General features: G+C 61.7%; 21 protein-coding genes. 10 read left to right on the top strand and 11 right to left on the bottom strand.

What is annotated here, in order from left to right; translation table 11 throughout:
• Positions 1–142 precede the first annotated feature (142 nt).
• Positions 143–1,387, bottom strand: coding sequence for a putative porin (locus LOY53_RS19665; protein ID WP_027593146.1), 1,245 nt, complete (start codon positions 1,385–1,387; stop codon positions 143–145).
• A gap of 263 nt (positions 1,388–1,650) precedes the next feature.
• Here LOY53_RS19665 and LOY53_RS19660 point away from each other — a divergent pair, with 263 nt between their 5' ends.
• Positions 1,651–2,778, top strand: coding sequence for a GNAT family N-acetyltransferase (locus tag LOY53_RS19660; RefSeq protein WP_258703157.1), 1,128 nt, complete (start codon positions 1,651–1,653; stop codon positions 2,776–2,778).
• Positions 2,779–2,823: 45 nt separating this feature from the next.
• Here the strand turns inward: LOY53_RS19660 and LOY53_RS19655 are convergent, their stop codons facing one another.
• The 4 genes from LOY53_RS19655 to LOY53_RS19640 form a co-directional block, all read right to left on the bottom strand.
• The gene (locus LOY53_RS19655) at positions 2,824–4,656 is read right to left on the bottom strand and encodes an ABC transporter ATP-binding protein (protein ID WP_252825361.1); all 1,833 of its coding nucleotides are present in this window, start codon (positions 4,654–4,656) and stop codon (positions 2,824–2,826) included.
• Positions 4,657–4,718: 62 nt separating this feature from the next.
• Positions 4,719–5,276, bottom strand: coding sequence for a peptidylprolyl isomerase (locus tag LOY53_RS19650; protein WP_252825359.1), 558 nt, complete (start codon positions 5,274–5,276; stop codon positions 4,719–4,721).
• Complete coding sequence (locus LOY53_RS19645; protein WP_252825358.1) at positions 5,270–6,082, bottom strand: alpha/beta fold hydrolase; 813 nt, start codon at positions 6,080–6,082, stop codon at positions 5,270–5,272. Before LOY53_RS19645 ends, LOY53_RS19650 begins: the two co-directional genes overlap by 7 nt.
• Positions 6,083–6,095: 13 nt before the next feature.
• Positions 6,096–7,019: a LysR family transcriptional regulator gene (locus LOY53_RS19640; RefSeq protein WP_027593141.1), complete on the bottom strand. Its 924-nt coding sequence runs from the start codon at positions 7,017–7,019 to the stop codon at positions 6,096–6,098.
• Positions 7,020–7,067: 48 nt separating this feature from the next.
• Here LOY53_RS19640 and LOY53_RS19635 point away from each other — a divergent pair, with 48 nt between their 5' ends.
• From LOY53_RS19635 to LOY53_RS19620, 4 genes are all read left to right on the top strand, one after another.
• Positions 7,068–7,382 carry a 3-phosphoglycerate kinase gene (locus tag LOY53_RS19635; protein WP_099455007.1) on the top strand — a complete coding sequence of 105 codons (315 nt, stop codon included), beginning with the start codon at positions 7,068–7,070 and terminating at the stop codon, positions 7,380–7,382.
• Between the two features lie 108 nt (positions 7,383–7,490).
• Positions 7,491–8,090: an FMN-dependent NADH-azoreductase gene (locus tag LOY53_RS19630; protein WP_252825356.1), complete on the top strand. Its 600-nt coding sequence runs from the start codon at positions 7,491–7,493 to the stop codon at positions 8,088–8,090.
• Positions 8,091–8,374: 284 nt separating this feature from the next.
• Positions 8,375–9,250 carry a carboxylate/amino acid/amine transporter gene (locus LOY53_RS19625; protein WP_252825355.1) on the top strand — a complete coding sequence of 292 codons (876 nt, stop codon included), beginning with the start codon at positions 8,375–8,377 and terminating at the stop codon, positions 9,248–9,250.
• Between the two features lies 1 nt (position 9,251).
• Positions 9,252–10,187 carry an AEC family transporter gene (locus tag LOY53_RS19620; RefSeq protein ID WP_252825353.1) on the top strand — a complete coding sequence of 312 codons (936 nt, stop codon included), beginning with the start codon at positions 9,252–9,254 and terminating at the stop codon, positions 10,185–10,187.
• Positions 10,188–10,301: 114 nt separating this feature from the next.
• Here the strand turns inward: LOY53_RS19620 and LOY53_RS19615 are convergent, their stop codons facing one another.
• Positions 10,302–11,588 carry a mechanosensitive ion channel family protein gene (locus tag LOY53_RS19615; RefSeq protein ID WP_099455004.1) on the bottom strand — a complete coding sequence of 429 codons (1,287 nt, stop codon included), beginning with the start codon at positions 11,586–11,588 and terminating at the stop codon, positions 10,302–10,304.
• A 104-nt stretch (positions 11,589–11,692) separates the two neighbouring features.
• On the opposite strand from LOY53_RS19615, the gene LOY53_RS19610 reads away from it, so the two are divergent.
• Positions 11,693–13,054 carry a DEAD/DEAH box helicase gene (locus LOY53_RS19610; RefSeq protein WP_027593135.1) on the top strand — a complete coding sequence of 454 codons (1,362 nt, stop codon included), beginning with the start codon at positions 11,693–11,695 and terminating at the stop codon, positions 13,052–13,054.
• A gap of 56 nt (positions 13,055–13,110) precedes the next feature.
• Here LOY53_RS19610 and LOY53_RS19605 read toward each other — a convergent pair whose 3' ends face one another.
• From LOY53_RS19605 to LOY53_RS19595, 3 genes are all read right to left on the bottom strand, one after another.
• Positions 13,111–13,383, bottom strand: a complete 273-nt coding sequence (locus tag LOY53_RS19605) for a hypothetical protein (protein ID WP_099455003.1) — start codon at positions 13,381–13,383, stop codon at positions 13,111–13,113.
• Between the two features lie 112 nt (positions 13,384–13,495).
• A complete protein-coding gene (locus LOY53_RS19600; RefSeq protein WP_027593133.1) occupies positions 13,496–13,789 on the bottom strand; it encodes an addiction module antidote protein in 294 nt (97 codons plus the stop codon).
• The gene (locus LOY53_RS19595; protein ID WP_252825351.1) at positions 13,782–14,084 is read right to left on the bottom strand and encodes a type II toxin-antitoxin system RelE/ParE family toxin; all 303 of its coding nucleotides are present in this window, start codon (positions 14,082–14,084) and stop codon (positions 13,782–13,784) included. Before LOY53_RS19595 ends, LOY53_RS19600 begins: the two co-directional genes overlap by 8 nt.
• A 129-nt stretch (positions 14,085–14,213) precedes the next feature.
• Between LOY53_RS19595 and LOY53_RS19590 the strand changes: the two genes are divergently transcribed.
• Together LOY53_RS19590 and LOY53_RS19585 are read left to right on the top strand one after the other, a co-directional pair.
• Positions 14,214–14,609 (top strand): hypothetical protein, encoded by a 396-nt coding sequence (locus LOY53_RS19590; RefSeq protein WP_027593132.1) that lies wholly within the window; start codon positions 14,214–14,216, stop codon positions 14,607–14,609.
• A 105-nt stretch (positions 14,610–14,714) separates the two neighbouring features.
• Positions 14,715–15,641, top strand: coding sequence for a DMT family transporter (locus tag LOY53_RS19585; protein WP_099430143.1), 927 nt, complete (start codon positions 14,715–14,717; stop codon positions 15,639–15,641).
• Between the two features lie 133 nt (positions 15,642–15,774).
• On the opposite strand, the gene LOY53_RS19580 is transcribed toward LOY53_RS19585, so the two are convergent.
• A complete protein-coding gene (locus tag LOY53_RS19580; RefSeq protein WP_258703156.1) occupies positions 15,775–16,956 on the bottom strand; it encodes an MFS transporter in 1,182 nt (393 codons plus the stop codon).
• A gap of 106 nt (positions 16,957–17,062) precedes the next feature.
• On the opposite strand from LOY53_RS19580, the gene ptrR reads away from it, so the two are divergent.
• The gene (gene ptrR / locus LOY53_RS19575) at positions 17,063–17,956 is read left to right on the top strand and encodes a putrescine utilization regulator PtrR (RefSeq protein ID WP_027593129.1); all 894 of its coding nucleotides are present in this window, start codon (positions 17,063–17,065) and stop codon (positions 17,954–17,956) included.
• A gap of 124 nt (positions 17,957–18,080) precedes the next feature.
• Entirely contained in the window at positions 18,081–18,209 is a 129-nt protein-coding gene (locus tag LOY53_RS19570) for a PA1414 family protein (RefSeq protein ID WP_256214945.1), read from the top strand.
• Positions 18,210–18,287: 78 nt separating this feature from the next.
• Here LOY53_RS19570 and LOY53_RS19565 read toward each other — a convergent pair whose 3' ends face one another.
• On the bottom strand, positions 18,288–19,667 hold the full coding sequence (locus tag LOY53_RS19565) for a sodium:solute symporter (RefSeq protein WP_252825346.1): 1,380 nt from the start codon (positions 19,665–19,667) through the stop codon (positions 18,288–18,290).
• Between the last annotated feature and the right edge of the window lie 25 nt (positions 19,668–19,692).

Genomic DNA, 19,692 nt, shown 5'->3' with positions numbered 1-19,692 from the left:
GCGCGAACCGCACCTGTAGGAGCAGCCTTGTGCTGCGAATGGGCTGCAAAGCAGCCCCCTACAATGTCACAGACAAAAAAAGGCAGGAAATACCGGATGGGGTCGGCATTTCCCGCCTTGAGTGAAGCAGTGAAGCGGTTGCTTAGAACTTGGCTTCCAGGTCTACCTGCAGCGTGTCTACGTCAGCATTGCTGTTCGGCAGCTGCGACAGATCGGTCTTGGCCATCAGGTACGCCGCGCCCAGCGAGAAGTTCTTGTCGATCTCGTAACCGACCTTGAACTTGTGGCCGCGAGAGCCGGTGAAGCCGTTGCCGAAATCGGAGTCGGTGAACAGGCTGACCACGGCGTTACGTTGAACATCGCGGTAGTTGTAGTCCAGGCTCCAAGCGCCGACCTTGGTTTTCAGACCGGCCAGCCAGGCCTGGTCTTCACCGTCGGTGCTCTCGGTGTTTTTCACGTATTGGCCGTAGGCCGACAGCGGGATGGCGAAGCCAGTGAAGTCGAGCTGACCGAAGCCTTCCACCAGGTTGAACTCATTGGTGGTGTTGCCGAACGACTGCAGAATGGCCGCTTCCTTGTCGTTGTCGTAGCCATAGATGCTCGCACCCACAGTGACTTTCAGCACGTCGGCAGGGGCGAACTTGGCGCCCAGCTGGCCGTGGTAGACCTGCGCATCGTGCTTGTACTGCACGCCATCGCCGTCGACGTTGTCTTTGAGGGTGTACTGACCGGCACTGGCAAACACTTCGGCACCGCCCAGGTCAGCCTTGTAGGTCGCGGCCACGCCTTCTGGGTTGATGTCGCTGTCCCAGATGATATCGCCCATGCTCACCCACGGCTGTGGCATCTTGCCGCCGATCAGGTGCAGGTTTGGCACTGCGGTAGGGTGCCAGTCGAGGTAGGCCAGGTCGACCCACAGCGATTTCTTGTCGAAATAATTGTCGAAGCTCTGGTTGGTCGAGCGGCGGTCGGCGCTGCTGCCGGTGGCGATACGCACGCCAGCATCGACTTGCGGGTTGATCTCGCTGTAGAAGCCGACACGGGCACGGACGCGCTGGCGGTCCTGGTTACCGCTGCTGCTGTTCGGGTCGTCAACGTTGACGTCTTCGTAACGCAGGCGCACATCTCCCTTGATCTGGGTCTTGGCGGCCCATGCCACTTTTTGTTCAAAGGAACTCATACGCTCGGACTGCGCTTTCTGGTCGGCCTTTTCCTTGGTCTCTTTTGCCAGATCGCCTTGCAGTTCGTTGTACTGCGCCTGGTTGATCGAGCCATTGGCGCGGAGCATTTCGAGCAGCTTGGCGTCGACAGCAGCACTGGCCGGAGTACTCAGAGCCAGCATCATGCCGGTGAGGCTCACTCCGGTAAGTGTGGAAACAAGACGCATAAGGTTCTCCCTACTAGAAAAAAATGGGGGAGGCTCAGCGCCCGCCCCTGTGTTGGCATGTCTTCGGAAAGGGCCTGAATAGACAGGTTCTGGGGTTCCGGAAAACAGGCGCAAGTATTGCGGGGGGGAATGACAGATTAATGTCTAATTAGTGGCACTGTTGTTAAGTAATCGGCAATGAACGGATTGGCCGGGTGATCGTCATTTGAGTGATGGGCCATTCTTCCGGGATACTGAGGGCCTTAAGACAGCGAGTCGAAACCGTGACCAGCCTGTACAGCCTTGCTCATCTGCGTGATCTTCCCGCGGCCACCTGGGATGCCCTGGTGCCTGCGGGCCAACCGTTTCTGCGCCACGCCTTTCTCACCGCGATGGAGGACAGTGGCAGCGTTGCTCCCTCCACCGGCTGGGCTGCCGAGCACCTGGTGCTGGAGCGTGAAGGGCAGGTACGCGCCGTGCTGCCGGCCTACCGCAAGTGGCATTCGTTTGGCGAATACGTGTTCGACCACGGCTGGGCCGATGCCTGTGAGCGGGCAGGCATTGCCTATTACCCCAAGCTGCTGGGCGCCGTGCCGTTCAGCCCGGTCAGCGGTCCACGCCTGCTGGCCGCCGACCCCGCCGATGGCTTGCTGGTGTTGCAAGCGCTGCCCGAGTACCTGGGCAAGGGCGGGCTCTCTGGGGCGCACATCAACTTCACCGACCCGGCACTGGACCAGCAGATGGCCGGCTTGCCAGGCTGGATGGAACGGCTGGGTTGCCAGTTCCACTGGCGCAACCGAGGCTATCGGGACTTCCAGGACTTTCTCGACACGCTCAGCTCGCGCAAGCGCAAACAAATGCGCAAAGAGCGCGAGCAAGTGGCCGGGCAGGGTATCGATTTTCAGTGGTACAGGGGTGATGAACTGGGTGAGGCGCAGTGGGACTTCGTCTACCTGTGCTACGCCAACACCTATGCAGTGCGCCGGCGCGCGCCGTATCTGACCCGTGAGTTCTTCAGCCTGCTGGCCGAGCGCATGCCCGAGGCGCTGCGGGTGGTGATGGCCAGGCAAGGTGGGCGTGACGTGGCCATGGCCCTGAGCCTGGTGGGCGGCGACAGCCTGTATGGCCGTTACTGGGGATGCCTGGATGAGTTCGACCGGCTGCACTTTGAAACGTGCTTCTACCAGGGCATGGACTTTGCCATTGCTGAAGGCCTGCAGCGGTTCGATGCGGGGGCCCAGGGTGAGCACAAGTTGATCCGAGGGTTCGAGCCGGTGCTGACGCGGTCGTGGCATTACCTGCTGCATCCCGGGTTGCGGCGGGCGGTGGAAGGTTTTTTGTTGCAGGAGCGGGAAGGGGTGCAGGGGTATGCCGAAGAGGCGCGGGGGATGTTGCCTTACCGCAGGGATTGAATAACAAGTTGCCCGCGAAGAGGCCGGTGCAGGCAACCGCACATCTCAATCCACCCCAACAAACCCGCCGGTCTGGTGATGCCACAACCGCGCATACAACCCTTGCTGCGCCAGCAATTCACTGTGGCTGCCACTCTCGACGATATGCCCTTTGTCCAGCACCACCAGCCGGTCCATCCGGGCAATGGTCGAAAGCCGGTGGGCGATGGCGATCACGGTCTTGCCCTGCATGAGCGTTTCCAGGCTCTCCTGGATCGCCGCTTCAACCTCAGAGTCCAGCGCTGAAGTGGCCTCGTCCATGATCAGGATCGGTGCGTTCTTCAACAACACCCTGGCAATCGCGATACGTTGACGCTGGCCGCCAGACAACTTGACCCCACGCTCGCCCACATGCGCATCGAAGCCGGTGCGCCCTTGGGCGTCGGTCAACTGCGGGATGAACTCGTCGGCGCGGGCGCGGCGTACGGCTTCAAGCAGTGCCGCTTCGCTGGCCTCTGGGCGGCCGTACAGCAGGTTGTCACGGATCGAGCGGTGCAACAGCGAGGTGTCCTGGGTGATCATGCCGATCTGCGCACGCAGGCTGGCCTGGCTCACTTCGGCGATGTCCTGGCCATCGATGAGGATACGCCCACCCTGCACGTCATACAGCCGCAGCAGCAGGTTCACCAAGGTCGATTTGCCCGCGCCAGAAGGGCCGATCAGGCCAATCTTCTCGCCCGGGCGGATGTTCAAATTGAGCCCTTCGATCACGTTGCTGGCGTTGCCGTAGTGGAAGTCCACATCGTCGAAATGCACCGCGCCACGGCTCACCTTCAGCGCCGGCGCATTGGGCTTGTCGGTGACGGTGACCGGCTGGGCGATGGTTTGCAGGCCGTCCTGGACCATGCCGATGTTCTCGAAGATGCCGTTGACCACCCACATGATCCAGCCCGACATGTTGACGATGCGGATCACCAGGCCGGTGGTCAGGGCAATTGCCCCCACGGTGATCAGCGACTGGCTCCACAGCCACAGCGCCAGGCCGGTAGTGCCGACCACCAGCAAGCCGTTGAGGGTGGTGATGACCACGTCCATGCTGGTGATCACCCGCGAGGCGAGCTGCGTTTTTTCGGTCTGTTCGCGGATTGCCTCACGGGCGTACTGCTGTTCGTAGTCGGTGTGGGCGAACAGCTTGAGGGTGGCGATATTGGTGTAGCCGTCGACGATGCGCCCCATCAGTTTGGAGCGTGCGTCGGACGAAATTACCGAGCGCGCCTTTACCCTCGGCACGAAGTAGAACAGTGCGGCGATGTAGCAGGCGATCCACGCCAGTAGCGGCAGCATCAGGCGCCAGTCGGCTTCGGCGAACAGGACCAGCGAGCTGACGGCATAGATCAGCACGTGCCACAGGGCGTCCACTGCCTGTACCGCCGAATCGCGCAGCGAGTTGCCGGTTTGCATGATGCGCTGGGCAATACGCCCGGCGAAATCGCTTTGAAAGAAGTTCAGGCTCTGCTTGAGCACATAAGAGTGGTTTTGCCAGCGGATCAGGCTGGTCATGCCCGGGTTGATGGTCTGGTGTACCAGCAGGTCGTGCAGGCCGAAGAACAGCGGGCGCAGCAGCAGGATCACCACCAGCATCCAGATCAGCTCACCGCTGTGTTCGCTGAAGAAGTTGGCATTGGGCGTGCCTTGGGCCAGGTCGATGATGCGGCTCAGGTAGCTGAACATCGCCACTTCGATCAACGAAGCGACCAGGCCGACCACCAGCAGGGCGGCAAAGCTTGGCCAGACCTGGCGCAGGTAATACAGATAAAACGGCCACACCGTACTCGGCGGTGCTTCGCTCGGTGCCTCGCGAAAAATGTCGATGAGTCGTTCGAAACGGCGGTACAGCATGGGTGACAACACTCCTGTTGGTCCGGCCTTCAGGCGGGTTCACGTCCCTGTGAAACCTGCATTCAGTCGATACGTTTGGCGGACTTGATATAGACCGGATCGGCCGGCACGTCGCGCATGCCCTTTTTCACGGTGGTCGGTGAGTTGACGATCTGGTCGACCACTTCCATGCCTTTGGTCACCTTGCCGAACACGGCATAACCACGGTCACGGCCTGGGTTGAGGAAGTCGTTGTCAGCCACGTTGATGAAGAACTGGCTGGTGGCCGAATTCGGGTCCGAGGTGCGGGCCATGGACAGGGTACCGCGGGTGTTCTGCAAGCCATTGCTGGCTTCATTGCGGATCGGGTCTTTGGTGCTCTTTTGCACCATCTGGTCGGTGAAGCCGCCGCCCTGGACCATGAAGCCCGGGATCACGCGGTGGAAGATGGTGTTGTTGTAGAAGCCGCTGTCGACGTACTCGAGGAAGTTCTTGGTACTGATCGGCGCCTTCTCGGCATTCAACTCGATTTCGACCTGACCGAAGCTGGTGTCCAGCAACACGTGAGGGGTCTTGTCGGACGCCATGACGCTGGTGGCGAAGGCGACCGAGCAGGCGGTGAGCAGGAGTTTTTTCAGCATGGGCTCAAAGATCCTTGAGAGGTGGAAGCAGCTGCAAGAAACTGCAGCAGGGTCTGGTTGAAGACCTCGGGTTGATCGAGGGGCGTAGCGTGCCGGGAATCGTCGATGACTACCAGCCTGGCGTGCGGGATCAGGGCAACGTAGCGCTCTTTCAGATGTATCGGCGTGTAATCGTGGTCGGCGGCAATTACCAGCGTGGGACAGCGAATTTGCCCGATGCGTTCCTGCACGCCCCAGTCGACGATGGCGTCGAAGCTTTTGAGGTAGGCGCGCTTGTCGTTGCGTGCCCAGCGCTGCGCCATCTTCTGGCGCAGGTCAGCTTGGCCGGGCTTGGGGAACAGGCGCTGGGCCAGGCCTTTGCCCACGGTCTCGACGCTGAGCAGGCGTGCCAGGCCCCAACGCTTGGCCCACCAGGCCCAGTCGCTGCGGGTGCGGCGCTTCACCTCCGGGGCGCTGTTGACAATGCACAGGCTGCGCAGCCAGCGCGGGTGATCGACGGCAAACTGGAAGCCGACCATCCCGCCCATCGACAGGCCCACGAAGTGCACCGGGCCGGTCTGCAGGTGTTCGAGCAGGGCCAGCAGGTCTTCGCTGAAGGTGGCGATCTGGTAGCCGTCGCGGGGTTTGTCGGAGCGGCCGTGGCCGCGAATGTCCATGACGATGACCCGGTAGTAGCGGCTCAACAGCGGTATCTGCAGCTCCCAGTCCTGGCAGCTGGAGCCCAGACCATGCAGCAACACCAAGGGTTCGCCCTGGCCGTATTCCTCGTAATGCAGTAAGCATCCTTCGTGTTCGAAATAGGCCAAGGGCGCGGTCCTCTCAGGCTTGTGGGGGGGCTGCGAAGGGCACGTCCAGAGGCGCGGTGTCGAAGTTGCGCAGCAGGTCGATGAGAATCTGCGTAGCCGGGCCCAGGGTCTTCTCTTTGCTCGAATAAAGGTAGAACAGTGGGTGACGGCTGCCACCCTGATCCAGCGGCAGCGGCTTGAGCACACCTTCACGCAGTTCGCGTTCGATCATGTGCCGCGGCAACCAGGCAAAGCCCAGGCCGCTGCTGACGAAGGTGGTGGCGGTGCCCAAGCTGCCGACGGTCCAGCGCTGTTCTGCGCCCAGCCAGCCGACATCCAGCGGTTGAGCGCGGCCAGAGTCGCGGATCACCACCTGCAGCTGGCTTTCCAGGTCCTGGAAGGTAATTTCACGGCCCAGGCGGTGCAGGCTGTGTTCGGGGTGGGCAACGGCGATGAACTCTACCGCGCTCAGTTCGGCGCCCAGGTAGCCGCCGATGCTGTAGCTGCTGATGGCCAGGTCGGCGATGCCTTCGCGTAGCACTTCTTCGACGCCCGACAACACCTCTTCACGCAGGCGTACCCGGCAACCGCGGCTTTGCGGCATGAACGCACTCAGCGCACGCACCAGCCGGGCGCTGGGGTAGGCGGCGTCGACCACCACGCGCACCTCGGCTTCCCAGCCTTGTTCCATGTGATGGGCAAGGTCTTCGAGCTGGCTGGCCTGTTTGACCAAGTGGCGTGAACGGCGCAGCAGCACGTTGCCAGCCTCGGTGAGCACCGCCTTGCGCCCATCGATGCGCAGCAGCGGAACACCGAGCTGCTCTTGCATGCGGGCCACGGTGTAGCTGACCGACGACTGCGAACGGTGCAGCGCCTCGGCGGCCTGGGCAAACCCCCCGTGATCGACCACTGCTTGCAGTGTTCGCCACTGATCAAGGGTTACGCGCGGCGCTTTCATGTTTCGCTCCTGTTGTCCTAAGCTGCGCTCTTCCAAGGAGAGCGCCCCATGAAGAAATGTTGTGCGGCAATACTGATGTGCCTGCCCCTCGGTGCCATGGCTTACCCCATCGATGTGGAGAAGCAACTGGACGGGGTCAAGCTCGATTACACGGCCTACGATACCGCCTACGACATTGGCGCCATCACCCTCAACAACTATGGGCAGGTGCCTGCAGCTTGCAAGGTGATGTTCCGCAACGGCCCTGAAGCGCCGCGGGTGCGCCGGGTGAACGTGCCGGCAGGTAAAAGCGTCGACGTCACCGCCAAGTTCAATCGCCAGATCATCAAATTGCGGATCAGCGTGAACTGTACAGCGGAATAAACGGATTAATCGATTGATTGAACCCACTTTTTACGCTTTTTTATCGATAGGTCAAGCCTTAATCTCACCTCCATCGAATCGCACCCTTTTTGCCGATGGAGGCACCCCATGTCCCGTGTACTGATCATCGAAAGCAGCGCCCGCCAGCAGGATTCCGTTTCCCGTCAACTGACCCGCGACTTCATCCAGCAATGGCAGGCCGCCCACCCGGGCGATGAGATCACCGTACGTGACCTGGCTGTGACCTCGGTGCCGCACCTGGATGCCAACCTGCTCGGTGGCTGGATGAAGCCCGAAGAGCAGCGCAGTGCCGCCGAACTCGAAGCGCTGGCCCGCTCCAATGAGCTGACGGATGAACTGCTGGCGGCCGACGTGCTGGTGATGGCTGCGCCGATGTACAACTTCACCATCCCCAGCACCCTCAAGGCCTGGCTGGACCACGTGCTGCGCGCCGGCATCACCTTCAAGTACACCCCGACCGGCCCGCAGGGCCTGCTGACTGGCAAGCGCGCCATCGTCCTGACTGCCCGCGGTGGCATTCATGCCGGCGCCACCAGCGACCACCAGGAACCCTACCTGCGCCAGGTGATGGCGTTCATCGGCATTCACGATGTGAACTTCATCCATGCCGAGGGCTTGAACATGAGCGGCGACTTCCACGAGAAGGGCATCAACCAGGCCAAGGCCAAGCTGGCTGCGGTGGCCTGAGCGTCAACGAATTCCCAACCCTGACACCTGTTTTTGCTCCTTTGGGTGTACCTGCCCGGCCTGATGGCCGGGCTTTTTTATGCCTGGGATTTCTCGGTTGCTTGTGCCGGCCCTTTCGCGGGCAAGCCCGCTCCTACAGGGAATTCACTGTTCTCAAGGCCCGTGGTGTACCTGTGGGAGCAGGCTTGCCCGCGAAAGGCCCGGCACAGCCCCCACACTTCTCATGGTTGAACTCACGCGGCGCAACCCGCTAAGGTCGCCGCCTTGATCCACGAGAGGCAACCATGGGCTACCTGATTATCGTCGCGCTGATTCAGGCGTTTTCCTTCAGCCTGATCGGCGAGTACCTGGCCGGGCACGTCGACAGCTACTTTGCCGTGCTCGCGCGGGTGCTGCTGGCGGGCCTGGTGTTCTTGCCGCTGACCCGCTGGCGCCAGGTCGAGCCGCGCTTCATGCGTTCGATGCTGCTGATCGGTGCGCTGCAATATGGCATTACCTATGTCTGCCTGTACCTGAGCTTTCGCGTGCTCACCGTGCCGGAAGTGCTGTTGTTCACCATCCTCACGCCGTTGCACGTGACCCTGATCGAAGATGCCTTGAACCGGCGTTTCAACCCATGGGCATTACTGGCCGCGCTGGTGGCCGTGGCGGGAGCCGCGGTGATTCGTTTCGACAGCATCAGTGGTGAGTTTTTCATCGGCTTCCTGCTACTGCAACTGGCCAACTTCACCTATGCCGCCGGCCAGGTGCTGTACCGTCACCTGATCGCTCGAAACCCCAGCGACCTGCCGCACTACAAGCGCTTCGGTTACTTCTACCTCGGGGCCTTGATCGTCGTGCTGCCGGCGTTTCTGCTGTTCGGCAACGCCCAGCACCTGCCAAGCACCGATGTGCAATGGCTGGTGCTGTTGTTCCTCGGGTTGTGCCCGACCGCGCTGGGCCTGTACTGGTGGAACAAGGGTGCGTGCCTGGTTTCCGGGGCGACGCTGGCCGTGATGAACAACCTGCACGTGCCGGTGGGGCTGTTGCTCAACCTGTTGATCTGGAACCAGCACGAGCCATTGGGGCGGTTGCTTATCGGGGGCGCGGTGATTCTGGCGTCGGTGTGGTTGAGCCGGTTGGGTAGCCGCACTGACGCCGCGCTGACCCGCAAGGCCTGATATGCATACCCTCTTTGTCATCGTCGCGCCGATCTTCGCCCTCATCCTAGTCGGTTACCTGTGCCGTCGCGCCAACAAGCTCGGCGACAAGGCCGCTGCCGAAATCAACAAGATGGTGGTCTGGCTCTGCCTGCCGGCCTTGCTGTTCAAGGTGACCGCCACTGCGACCTGGAGCGAGATCTGGCACCCAGGCTTCATCGTGGCGTTTGGCACGGGCGCGCTGGCCATGTTCGTGATCACGCTGGCGTGGCGGCTGTACAGCGGCCATAGCCTGGTTGCGGCGAGCATCGACGGGCTCAGCGCGGGGTATGCCAACACCGGCTACATCGGCATCCCGCTGTGTCTGATGCTGTTCGGCCAGGCGGGCTTGCAGCCGGCGCTGATCTCGTCGTTGATCGTGGTGTGCCTGGTGTTCGCCATTTCGCTGACCTTTATTGAGGTCGGGTTGCAGGACGAGCGGCAGGTCGGCCGGGCGGTGCTGGTGGTGAGCAAGGCGCTGGCGAAGAACCCGCTGGTGATTTCGCCGGTGGTGGGGGCTGGGTGGGCCATGAGCGGGTTGGGGCTGGCCGAGCCGGTGATGCATTTTCTCGACATGCTGGCGTTGGCCACCACGCCGTGCGCCTTGATATCGCTGGGTGCATTCCTGGCAGAAAAGCGCGCGGGTGCGCAAGCCAGCCCGTGGCCGTTGGTGGGATTGAAACTGGTTGGGCAGCCGGCCCTGACCTGGGTGCTGGCGTACAAGGTGTTCAGCCTGCCGAGCATGTGGGCGGCTTCGGCGGTGCTGCTGGCGGCGCTGCCGACCGGGACCGGGCCGTACATGCTGGCGGAGTACTACAACCGCGAGGCGGGGCTGATTTCGCGGACGATCCTGTTGTCGACCGTGGCTTCGTTGGTGACCCTGACCGGGTTGTTGTACCTGCTGGGTTACGCGGGGTGATTCGGGGGCGCTTTGCGCCCCATTCGCAGCACAAGGCTGCTCCTACAGTGGACGCGTACCTCCTGCAGGAGCAGCCTTGTGCTGCGAATGGGCTGCAAAGCAGCCCCGGCGATCTCAAGCCTCGCTCATCTCTTCCAACCGGTGCGGCACTCGCCCGCTCAACCCCACCCGCATGTCATTGCCACTCGGCTGTTGATACAAGCTCAAGCCAAACTCCGGCAACACCGCCAGCAGGTAATCGAAGATATCCCCTTGAATCCGCTCGTACTCCGCCCACACCGTGGTGGTGGTGAAGCAGTAGATCTCCAGCGGCACCCCTTCGGCGGTGGTCTGCATCTGCCGGACCATGCAGGTCATGCCTTGATGCACATTGGGGTGATTCTTCAGGTAAGCCAGCGCAAACGCGCGGAAGGTGCCGATATTGGTCAGCTTGCGGCGGTTGGCGGACAGCTCGGCCACCGGCCCCAGCGCTTCGTTCCAGGTTTGCAGCTCCTGGCGTTTGCCAGCCAGGTAGTCGCCCAGCAGGCGCACCTGGGTCAGGCGCTGTTCCTCTTCGCGGGTCAGAAAACGCACACCCGCCGCGTCGATGAACAGGCTGCGCTTGATGCGCCGGCCGCCTGACTGCTGCATGCCGCGGTAGTTGCGGAACGATTCGCTCATCAAGCGCCAGGTCGGGATCGAGACGATGGTCTTGTCGAAGTTCTGCACCTTCACCGTGTGCAAGGTGATGTCCACCACATCGCCATCGGCACCGACCTGTGGCATTTCGATCCAGTCACCCACATGTAGCATGTCGTTACTGGTCAATTGCACACTGGCCACGAACGACAGCAGGGTGTCCTTGTAGACCAACAGCAGCACCGCCGACATGGCACCCAGGCCCGACAGCAGCAGCAACGGCGAGCGGTCGATAAGCGTGGCGACGATGACGATGGAGGCGAAGATCCACAGCATCATCTTGGCCAGTTGCACATAGCCCTTGATCGAGCGGGTGCGGGCATGCTCGGTGCGCGCGTAGATGTCGAGCAAGGCATCCAGCAGGCACGACAGGGCCATGGTCATGAACAGCAGGGTAAAGGCCAGGGCAACGTTGCCGAGGAAGTGCTGCGCCGTGTCGGACAGCTCCGGCACCAACTTCAGGCCAAACTGCAGCACCAGCGACGGTGTGGTCTGGGCCAGCCGGTGCAACACTTTGTTGTGGCGCAGGTCATCCAGCCATTTCAGCGCCTGTTGGCGCGCCAGCAGGCGGGTGCCGTGCAGCATCAGGAAGCGCGAAAGGCGGCCGACGACTAGAGAAATCAGCAGCAGGACGGCCAGGCCGATGGCGGCGTGGAGCATGGGATGTTGATCGAGGGTGCCCCAGAGGTCGAGGGAGTCACGCCAGATTCGTTGGATATCCATGGGGTTTTGAACAGTCTGTATTGCCAAACGAAGCGCCATTAGAGCGCGGATGCCGATAAAGTTGCCAAAAGAAATTCGGCTACGGCGGCAGAAAACGTTACCCTATGCAACTGAATTTCCCGCACTTGCCTGAGGTTACCTCCGTGTTTTCCCAATTCGCCCTGCACGAACGCCTGCTTAAAGCCGTGGCCGAGCTTAAATTTGTCGAGCCGACCCCGGTGCAGGCAGCGGCCATCCCCCTGGCCCTGCAAGGGCGTGACCTGCGTGTGACCGCGCAGACTGGCAGCGGCAAGACCGCGGCATTCGTCCTGCCAATGCTCAATCGCCTGGTCGACCTGAGCGGCCCGCGCGTGGAAATCCGTGCGCTGATCCTGCTGCCTACCCGCGAGCTGGCGCAACAGACCCTCAAGCAGGTGCAACTGTTCTCCCAGTTCACCTACATCAAGGCCGGCCTGGTTACCGGCGGTGAGGACTTCAAGGAACAGGCCGCCATGCTGCGCAAGGTGCCGGACGTGCTGATCGGCACCCCGGGCCGCCTGCTCGAGCAACTCAACGCCGGCAACCTGGACCTGTCCCACGTCAAGGTCATGATCCTCGATGAAGCCGACCGTATGCTCGACATGGGCTTTGCCGAAGACATGGAGCGCCTGTGCAAGGAGTGTGAGAACCGTGAGCAGACCCTGCTGTTCTCCGCCACCACAGGCGGCGCGGCCCTGCGCGACATCATCGGCAAGGTGTTGAAAGACCCTGAGCACCTGATGCTCAACAGCGTCTCGCAGCTGGCCGAAGGCACCCGTCAGCAGATCATCATGGCTGACCACGACCAGCACAAAGAGAAGATCGTCCAGTGGTTGCTGGAAAACGAGACCTACCAGAAGGCGATCATCTTCACCAACACCCGTGCCCTGGCCGACCGTATCTATGGCCACCTGGTGGCCAAGGACGTGAAGGCCTTCGTCCTGCACGGTGAGAAGGACCAGAAAGACCGCAAGCTGGCCATTGAACGCTTCAAGCAGGGCAGCTCCAACGTGCTGGTGGCAACCGACGTTGCCGCCCGTGGCCTTGACATCGACGGCCTGGACCTGGTGATCAACTTCGACATGCCACGCAGCGGTGACGAGTACGTGCACCGTATTGGCCGTACCGGCCGTGCGGGGGGCGAGGGCCTGGCGATCTCGTTGATCACCCACAACGACTGGAACTTGATGTCGAGCGTCGAACGCTACCTCAAGCAGCAGTTCGAGCGCCGGGTGATCAAAGAAGTCAAAGGCACCTACAACGGGCCGAAAAAGGTCAAGGCTTCGGGCAAGGCTGCCGGTACCAAGAAGAAAAAGGTCGAGAAGAAGTCGGGTGACAAGAAGGCTGGCGCTAAGCGCAAGCCGACCGCCAAGCCAAAGGCCAACGCGCCACTGGCCAGCTCCGACGGCATGGCGCCGCTGAAAAAGCGCACGCCAGCAGCTGAGTAAGCCGTCTGCAGCCCTATCGCCGCCTTGCCGGCGATAGGGCCTTTACCGCCTCTGCGTCACTCCGCTTTTTTCTCTGCTGTCTTCAATTCCTTGATTCGTGTATCGATCAGCTGGCACTTGTCTGGCAGGTCCTTGCTCGCCGTCCCCAGCTCCATACCCTGGAGCTCATCGTTGATCTCCTTGGCCTTCTGCGGGTTCTGTTCGGTCAGCTGGCTGACCAGCCCGGCCAGTTCTTCGCGCTTCTGAGTGGCCTCCTCCGGCGTGCAGGCCCAAGCGGGCAGGGCGCAGAGCAAGGCGGTTGCACAGGTGATGCGCAGCAGCGATTTCATCCTTTATACCTCCGGCATTGGCTATGCCTGGTGGAGGGCGGTACATCCCTTGAAGTTCAGCCTCGACGACCGGCGGGCTCGATAACCCGCAGGTGCAAGATAATCAACATTGTTAGTGTGCAAGGTGAGGTTTTGCCGTCATGTCTATGCCCAACGCCTTCATGACTGCGAGGAACGATTTAAGGGTCGGATTGCCGTGTTCGCTGAACGATCGGTAAAGTTGCTCACGAGACAAGCCGGTTTCTTTCGCCAGATCGCTCATCCCTTTTGCACGAGCCACTACGCCAACGGCTTTGGCCACGTAGCTGGCATCACCCGTTTCCAGCGCATCGGACATGAATTGAGCGATGGCTTGCGGAGTGGTCAGGTAATCGGCCGCATCGAACTCAAAAAATGTTTCAGTCATTTTGCATCCTCCAGGAACGCAGGATTTCGTGAGCCGCTTTGATGTCCCGCCGCTGGCTGCTCTTGTCCCCGCCGCAAAGCAGTATTACCAACGTATCGCCTGCTTGGTGAAAGTACACCCGGTAGCCCGGACCATGGTGAATTCGGAGTTCACTCACGCCGTGGCCAACTGCTGAGACGTCACCAGACAGGCCCTCCATCAAACGGTTAATACGAGCAATGATCCGGATACGCGCCATTTCGTCCCGGAGCCCATGCACCCAATGTCTGAAACTGCTGGATTCGATCTTCTTCATTGGGTGAATGTAGTTTATAAATCACACTGGGCTAGCGCATCAAATGGTTTCTGTTTTTTCTGAACACGACCCGCCGCAGGTAGGTCCCAACCTGTGTACCCCTTCCGTCCACAGCAGGAGCCTGCCGCCATGAGCACCACCTACGACTGGGACTTGATCGAACGCTTGCTGCATGAAGTGCAGAACAGCGCCGGTCACAGCTTTACGCCACGCCCCTACGCCGAGCAGCACGCCGCGGCGCTAGCCGCCAAAGGCCAGCCGATAGGCGATCTGGACCACTTGAAGACCCGGGCCTGCGAATACGAAAAACTGTTGTTCGAGCGAGGCTTCATCGAAAGTCGGCCTGATGAAGAGGGGGGCAACGGCGAAAACTTTGTCCTCAGCGAACGCGGCTCGCGCCTGTTGAGCCTGATCGACAGCAGCATCCCGGGCTTCGAGCACCCGCGTCAGGTCTTGGATGAACAAGCCGATGCGCTGGATGAAGCGACCTTTGAGCAGGTGTCATCGAAGGCACAGATTGCTTGAGGTCGTTTTGAGGGTGGCACGGGTGGGCCTGTAAACCCGATAATCGGCAGTCTTTGAAGACTGCCGAGCTGATCCCATGCCAATGACTACCCCAAAGGCCCGCCGATGAGCGCGGCCCGGAAGAACCCCGACGCCTTCGCTTTCCAGGTCATGCTTGGGTTGTGCCTGATCTGGGGCTGCCAGCAAGTGTTGATCAAGACGGCTGCCGTCGACATCGCTCCGGTCATGCAGGCCGCCCTGCGCAACTGCATCGCCGCTGTGCTGGTGGGCCTGATGATCTGCTGGCGCGGTGGTTGGGAGCAGGTTGGCAGCACTTGGCGCGCCGGGCTGTTGGCGGGCGGGTTGTTTGGTGTCGAATTCCTGTTCATCGCTGAAGGGTTGAAGCTGACGTCGGCAGCGCACATGTCGGTCTTCCTCTACACGGCACCCGTTTTCACGGCGTTGGGCCTGCACTTCATGCTGCCCAGTGAGCGGCTGCGGCTGCTGCAGTGGTTGGGGATCTTGCTGGCCTTCGGTGGGATCGCCACCGCGTTTGCCGGTGGCATGTCGTTTGAAGAAATGGACAGCCGCACGTTGCTGGGCGATGCCTTTGGCGTTGTGGCGGGGCTGGCCTGGGGTGCGACGACGGTGGTGGTGCGCTGTTCCCGGCTTTCGGAAGCGCCGGCGACCTTGACCCTGTTCTATCAGTTGGCGGTGGGCTTTGCCGGGCTACTGCTGATTGCCTTGCTCAGCGGCCAGATCGGCGCGGTGTCGCTGACGCCTTTGGCGGTGGGCAGTGTGCTGTTCCAAGGGATCGTGGTGTCGTTTGTCAGCTACCTGACCTGGTTCTGGTTATTGCGCAAATACCTGGCGTCGAACCTCGCGGTGTTTTCGTTCATCACGCCGCTGTTCGGCGTCACGTTCGGCGTGCTGCTGCTGGATGAGCCGCTGAGCGTGAACTTTGTGCTTGGTGCGGTGATGGTGTTGCTTGGCGTAGTGCTGGTGAGCGCCGAGCCTTGGGTGAAGCAGCAATTGCGCAAATGGGTGGGGTAACAGCCGCTGCCCAGTGCGTCACTGACCGTCAACCGAAACCCCTGTAGGAGCAGCCTTGCGCTGCGAAGAGGCCAGTAGCAGCAGCGAGCATCTACGTTGCTGCGACTGGCCTCTTCGCAGCACAAGGCTGCTCCTACACGGATTGCGCAGTGGTTGAAGGGGCCGCCAGGCAGCTGGCGTTGGCATGGGCTGCAGTCAGCACCAACACCCCGGCCACTGCCAACCCGCTCGCGGCCAGCAACAATGCCAATTCCAGGCTCCCCGTGTAGTGGTTGCTGACTGCCGCCAACAACGGCCCGCTGAGTTGCCCGAGCGCAAAGCACGCCGTGAGCAGCCCGGCATTACGCTGCGTCGCGTGCGGCGCCAGCTCCCGCGAACGCTGCATCACCAGTTGCATGCAGGCCAGGAACGGCGCGCCGCACAGCACCACACCCAACCCCAGGCCAAGGCCTCCGCCCATCAGGCATGCCAACACGCCGAGCCCTTGTAGCCACAGGGTGGCGGTCAGCCAGGCAGAGGTCCTGCCGGCCCGGCGCACGCTCACCAGCAGTACGCCCAGCGCGGCTGCCAGGCCAAAGGCCGGCCAGAACAGGTCAGCCATCCACTGGCCGTGAAACTGCTGGTTGGCCATCTGTGACAAGAAGGTGGCCGGCAGGATGTAACCGACGCCGTACAAGGCATAGACCATCCCAAGACGCGCAATCCCGGCATTGCCTGCCCTACCGGGCTGCGCAGTGGCCGGGTGCGCCGTTTGCGCTTGCGCCTGGGGCAACCAGGCCCGTACGGCCAACAGCATCATCAGCGCCGCCACCGCGTAGATCAGCCACAGCGCCGCCGAACCCAGCCCCAGCCCATGCGCCACCAGTGCCAGCAGCCCGGTAACGGCGATCCCCAGGCCCGGCCCGGCAAACACCAAAGCGCCCAAGCGGGGTTGATGGTGTGCATTGGCAACTTGCTGGCTGAGGCTGGTGATCATCACCAATACCCAGGCGCTGGCCACGCCGGTGCCGAAGCGCAACAGCAAGTGGCTCCAGAAGCCATCGGCGGCCCACGAGGCCAAGGTCAACAGCACGCACAGCCACAGGCCACCTTGCAGGCGCAGGCGTACCTGGGCAGGTTTGCGAGCGAACATGCCATCCACCGCACCGATGAAGTAACCCAGGTAATTGGCCGCCGCGACCAGCCCGGCGGCCGTGAGGTCGAACTGGCCTTCGGCGATCAGTTGCGGCAGTTGAGGGGTCAGGGCGAAGCGGCCGATGCCCATGGCCATCATCAGCGCTACGGCGCTGGCCAGCAGTTGTATACGGGGCGACATGGAAGGGCTCCTGCACGTTGATAAGCGATAGATGGCAGGTTAGGCCGGTTTTATTTTCATTAAAATTGAATAATGATGATGAAGTTGTTCTGTTTTGGAGAATGGTATGGAGTTCAGCCAACTGCGCATCTTCCAGGCGGTCGCCGAGGAAGGTTCGGTCACACGCGCCGCCGAGCGCCTGCATCGGGTGCCGTCGAACCTGTCAACGCGCCTGCGCCAGCTCGAAGAGCAATTGGGCGTGGAGCTGTTTCTGCGCGAGCGCCAGCGGCTGCAATTGTCGCCGGCGGGCAAGGTGCTGCTGGACTATGCCAATCGCTTGTCGGCGCTGCGTGATGAGGCGATGGCGGCCGTGCAAGGTGGCCAGCCGGCCGGGGAGTTTGTGCTGGGCACCATGTACAGCACCGCAGCCACCCACCTGCCGGCGTTGCTGGCGCGTTATCACCAGGCGTACCCGGCGGTGAACCTGCAGGTGCGTGCAGCGCCCAGCGGTGAGCTGTTCGAGGGCTTGCTCAGCCATGGCCTGGACGCAGCCTTGGTGGATGGCCCACCGAGCCTGGCCGGGCTGGACGGTGTGCCGCTGTGCGAGGAACAGCTGGTGTTGATCACCAGCCCCGAACACCCGCCCGTGCACACGGCAAAAGACGTGGCAGGCAAAGCGGTGTTCACTTTCCGCCAAGGCTGCTCGTACCGAATGCGCCTGGAGGCCTGGTACGCCCACGCCCATACACCGATGGGGCGGGTGATGGAGATCGAGTCGTACCAGAGCATGCTGGCCTGTGTGATTGCCGGCGCAGGTGTGGCCATGATGGCGCAGTCCATGCTCGACAGCCTGCCTGGGCGCGACCGGGTGCGGGTCCACCGGCTGCAGGCACCTTTCGATCAGGCGGTGACCTGGTTGATGTGGCGCCAGGGCATGCGCGGGGCAAATTTGCAGGCCTGGATCGATCTGCAACAAAGCGAAACGATTAACCAATCGTCGGAATGCGCCGTTCAGGCTTGATCCGCGTCAAAATGGCCCTTATCTCTAAGACCAGATGCATGCGCAATACAGGACATCGGGCTATGATCTGTATGAAACATCACTGGATTGATTGACCGTGAGGCTGACCCGTCAAGGGGGCACTATGAAGAAACCACTGTTCAACTGGCTCCACGACTTGGCTGTCGCACTGGGGTTGATTCCACCCCCCTTGCAGCCGGTGCCGATCCCGACTGATGAAGAGCAGCGCAAGCGCCAACCGCGCCGTCGCTGAAATGACAAAGGCCGCCGCATCATTGCTGATGCGGCGGCCTTTTTGTTGCGGTGGATCGTCTGTATTGCCTAGCGCGTATCAGGCCAGTTTGACTGCTGCCATCGATTTGCGCGACATCAGGCTGACCGCCACAAAGCTCACCAGGCCAACTGCCAGGCTGTAGTAGATCGGCGTGTTGGCTTCCAGCCCGTCCTTGAACATGAACAGCAGCGCAGTAGCGAAGCCCAGCGACATGCTGGCGATGGCGCCTGCGGTGGTTGCGCGTTTCCAGAAGATCGCACCGATCAGCGGAATCAGCATGCCGCCGACCAGCAGGTTGTAGGCCAGGGTCAGGGCGTTGATCACATCGTTCACCACCAAGGCGATACCCAGTACCACCAGGCCGGTCAGCAGGGTGAACAGGCGGCTGATGGCCAGGCTCGACTGCTTGCCGCCACGCAGCTTGGGCAGCAGGTCTTCAGTCAGGGTGGTGGACGCAGCCAGCAGGCCGGCGCTGGCAGTCGACATCATGGCCGCCAGGGCCGCCGCCATCAGCAGGCCACGAATGCCATCGGGCAGGGTGCTCTTGATCATCTCCGCAAAGGCATTGTTTGGGTTGGCCAGGTCGGGCATCAGCACGTGCGCGGCCATGCCGATCAGGGCGCAGGCCAGGCCGTACACCACGCAGTAGACACCTGCGGTAGTACCGGCACGTTGGCAGACCTTCTCGTCACGGGCAGTGAATACGCGCTGCCAGATGTCTTGGCCGATGAGGATGCCGAAGAAGTAGATCAGGAAGTAGGTGATGATGGTGTCCCAACCGATGGTGGTCAGCTGGAAGCTGGCCGCAGGCAGTTTGGCCACCAGGGTGTCCCAGCCACCGGCCTTGTACAGGCACACCGGCAACAGGATGAACATCAGGCCGACGGTCTTGATGACGAACTGGACGATGTCGGTCAGGGTCAGCGACCACATGCCACCGATGGTCGAGTACAGCACCACCACGCCACCGCCGAGCATCAGCGACATCCAGAACGGCAACTCGAGCAGCACTTGCAGCACGGTCGCCATGGCCAGGGTCGAGGTAACGCCGATCATCAGCGCGTACGCCAGCATGATCGCCGCGCTGGCCTGGCGGGCCATCGGGTTGTAGCGCCGCTCCAGGACCTGGGTCACGGTATAGATGCGCAGGCGCAGCAGCGGTTTGGCGAGGAACAAGTTGAGGGCGATGATGCCCAGGCCCAGGGCTGCGCACAGCCAGAAGCCAGAAATGCCGTAGACATAGCCCAGGCGCACAGTGCCGACGGTGGAGGCGCCGCCGAGTACGGTAGTGGCCATGGTGCCCATGTACAGGGTCGGGCCGAGGTTGCGTCCGGCCACCAGGTAGTCTTCCTGGGTTTTTGCCCGACGCATGCCATACCAGCCAAGCCCGAGCATGCCGGCGGTATAGATCATTACAACGATGATGTCCAAGGCCATTGGGGGTCTCCCGATTATCTTTATT

The sequence above is a fragment of the Pseudomonas sp. B21-031 genome, from assembly GCF_024748985.1.
GTDB lineage: Bacteria > Pseudomonadota > Gammaproteobacteria > Pseudomonadales > Pseudomonadaceae > Aquipseudomonas > Aquipseudomonas kermanshahensis.
Note: the sequence above shows the minus strand (reverse complement) of the source record. Positions and strands in the feature narration are given on the sequence as shown.

Bases quoted from the DNA above. Each gene is read 5' to 3' on its own strand.
- LOY53_RS19665 (WP_027593146.1), bottom strand. From the start codon at position 1,387: ATGCGTCTTGTTTCCACACTTACCGGAGTGAGCCTCACCGGCATGATG.
- LOY53_RS19655 (WP_252825361.1), bottom strand. From the start codon at position 4,656: ATGCTGTACCGCCGTTTCGAACGACTCATCGACATTTTTCGCGAGGCA.
- LOY53_RS19650 (WP_252825359.1), bottom strand. From the start codon at position 5,276: ATGCTGAAAAAACTCCTGCTCACCGCCTGCTCGGTCGCCTTCGCCACC.
- LOY53_RS19640 (WP_027593141.1), bottom strand. From the start codon at position 7,019: ATGAAAGCGCCGCGCGTAACCCTTGATCAGTGGCGAACACTGCAAGCA.
- LOY53_RS19635 (WP_099455007.1), top strand. From the start codon at position 7,068: ATGAAGAAATGTTGTGCGGCAATACTGATGTGCCTGCCCCTCGGTGCC.
- LOY53_RS19630 (WP_252825356.1), top strand. From the start codon at position 7,491: ATGTCCCGTGTACTGATCATCGAAAGCAGCGCCCGCCAGCAGGATTCC.
- LOY53_RS19625 (WP_252825355.1), top strand. From the start codon at position 8,375: ATGGGCTACCTGATTATCGTCGCGCTGATTCAGGCGTTTTCCTTCAGC.
- LOY53_RS19620 (WP_252825353.1), top strand. From the start codon at position 9,252: ATGCATACCCTCTTTGTCATCGTCGCGCCGATCTTCGCCCTCATCCTA.
- LOY53_RS19615 (WP_099455004.1), bottom strand. From the start codon at position 11,588: ATGGATATCCAACGAATCTGGCGTGACTCCCTCGACCTCTGGGGCACC.
- LOY53_RS19610 (WP_027593135.1), top strand. From the start codon at position 11,693: ATGCAACTGAATTTCCCGCACTTGCCTGAGGTTACCTCCGTGTTTTCC.
- LOY53_RS19605 (WP_099455003.1), bottom strand. From the start codon at position 13,383: ATGAAATCGCTGCTGCGCATCACCTGTGCAACCGCCTTGCTCTGCGCC.
- LOY53_RS19600 (WP_027593133.1), bottom strand. From the start codon at position 13,789: ATGACTGAAACATTTTTTGAGTTCGATGCGGCCGATTACCTGACCACT.
- LOY53_RS19595 (WP_252825351.1), bottom strand. From the start codon at position 14,084: ATGAAGAAGATCGAATCCAGCAGTTTCAGACATTGGGTGCATGGGCTC.
- LOY53_RS19590 (WP_027593132.1), top strand. From the start codon at position 14,214: ATGAGCACCACCTACGACTGGGACTTGATCGAACGCTTGCTGCATGAA.
- LOY53_RS19585 (WP_099430143.1), top strand. From the start codon at position 14,715: ATGAGCGCGGCCCGGAAGAACCCCGACGCCTTCGCTTTCCAGGTCATG.
- LOY53_RS19580 (WP_258703156.1), bottom strand. From the start codon at position 16,956: ATGTCGCCCCGTATACAACTGCTGGCCAGCGCCGTAGCGCTGATGATG.
- ptrR (WP_027593129.1), top strand. From the start codon at position 17,063: ATGGAGTTCAGCCAACTGCGCATCTTCCAGGCGGTCGCCGAGGAAGGT.
- LOY53_RS19570 (WP_256214945.1), top strand. From the start codon at position 18,081: ATGAAGAAACCACTGTTCAACTGGCTCCACGACTTGGCTGTCGCACTG.
- LOY53_RS19565 (WP_252825346.1), bottom strand. From the start codon at position 19,667: ATGGCCTTGGACATCATCGTTGTAATGATCTATACCGCCGGCATGCTC.